Source organism: Mycobacterium sp., from assembly GCF_036488105.1.
GTDB lineage: Bacteria > Actinomycetota > Actinomycetes > Mycobacteriales > Mycobacteriaceae > Mycobacterium.
Genome location: NZ_DASXHW010000469.1, coordinates 1 through 1,575, shown reverse-complemented (window position 1 = coordinate 1,575; position 1,575 = coordinate 1). Strand labels below are relative to the sequence as shown.

Genomic DNA, 1,575 nt, shown 5'->3' with positions numbered 1-1,575 from the left:
GGCGACGGCATCTGGCGGGTTTATCTGGATGATGAATTGCCGGCCGAACTAACTGATGTCGACCCACAATTCGAGGACCGGATGCAGGCAATGCTGGGCTACACGGCATGCCGGACGAAGTTCTTCGACGACTACTTTCTGACGGCGACCCGCGACGGCATCCGGCAGGTAGTAATCCTGGCGGCCGGTCTGGACTCGCGCGCGTGGCGGCTCGCCTGGCCTGCCGGATGCGTGGTCTACGAGATCGACCAGCCCAAGGTGCTGGAATTCAAGACCGGCACACTGGAATCTCATGCCGTCGACCCGATTGCGTCGCACGTCAGCGTCGGCATCGATCTGCGTCTGGACTGGCCGAAAGCCTTGACGGAGGCCGGGTTTGACGCGTCGGCTCCAACGGCGTGGTCGGCGGAGGGCCTGTTGCCGTATCTGACCGCTGACGCCCAGGACCTGTTGTTCGACCGGATCCAGTCGCTCAGCGCTCCCGGAAGCCGGGTCGCGGTCGAAGCGTTCACCAACGAGTTCTTCAGCGCAGATAGTTTCGCGCGCCGCGAAGAGCAGACCGAACTGTATCGGAACGTCGCGGTCAAGCTGGGCAGCAAAGACGTCACCGAATCGGGCAACCTGCTCTATGAGGGTGAGCGCACCGAGGTTGTCGACTGGCTGCGAACCCACGGATGGTCCGTCACCTCGGCGACGAGCGCAGACGATCTGATGGCCGCCAGCAACCGGGCCGCACCCGCCGGCCTCGACGCCGCAATCCCGGAAAGCGTGTTCGTCGAAGGCCTCTTGGACTGACCCTTATGTGACCTCGGCAGGCATGCCAGCCGCCTGGCGAATGAGCGAAAATGCGTCGACCATAGCGTCGGTGACCTCGTGGGGGTCGTCGAAGGTCGCATCGTCGGCGAGCACCGAGATTTTGAGTTGGTCGACGTAGCTCCACACGGTGATATTGACTCCCACGCCGAAAGTGAGCGGCCCGACCGAGTAGATCTCGGTGAGTGGGGCGCCCGCGACCCGGCCGAACTGGCGCGGGCCCGGCACGTTGGAGACGGGCACGTTGATCAGCTTGTTGCCCGAGCGGCTGGTTGCGATGCGGCGAAAACCCCACTCCGTCAAGGCGGGTGGTGCGTAGTTGGACCACCGGCTCACCAGTTCGGACCCGAGAAGCTGCGCGTTCTCCTTGCCTATGGTCGCGCCGGTGTGGGCCAGGCGCACCCACTCGAGCGGATCGGCGACCTGTACCGGCAGCGTTACGACGACGGTGCCCAGGGCGTTGCCGGATATTCGTTCTGGCGAGGTGTCGATGCTCATCGGCACGCCACACAGCAAGGGCTCGTCGGCGTGACCGTCGTACTTCAGCAGCAGCGCGCGAAGCGCTCCCGTACTGATTGCCAACACCATGTCGTTGATCGTGGCGCCGAGACGCTTGCCGGTGCCTTTGACGTCGGCGAGTGGAAGCGTGGCGCTGGCGAAGGAGCGCCCGGGCGTCACGACGTGATTGAGGAAGGTCGCCGGCGGACGGAAGTTTCGGGCCAGTCCCGGGGCAGACCTGGAGTTTCGGCGTACCCGCCGTAT

At 64.6% G+C, this 1,575-nt stretch carries 2 protein-coding genes; one reads left to right on the top strand and one right to left on the bottom strand.

All coding sequences use genetic code 11. From position 1 onward, the window contains the following. Positions 1-795 (top strand): SAM-dependent methyltransferase (locus VGH54_RS24665; protein ID WP_331514757.1); only part of this gene is annotated, 795 nt, incomplete at its 5' end. A 3-nt stretch (positions 796-798) separates the two neighbouring features. Here VGH54_RS24665 and VGH54_RS24660 read toward each other — a convergent pair. After that, a partial coding sequence (locus tag VGH54_RS24660; RefSeq protein WP_331514756.1) for a WS/DGAT domain-containing protein occupies positions 799-1,575 on the bottom strand: 777 nt, incomplete at its 5' end.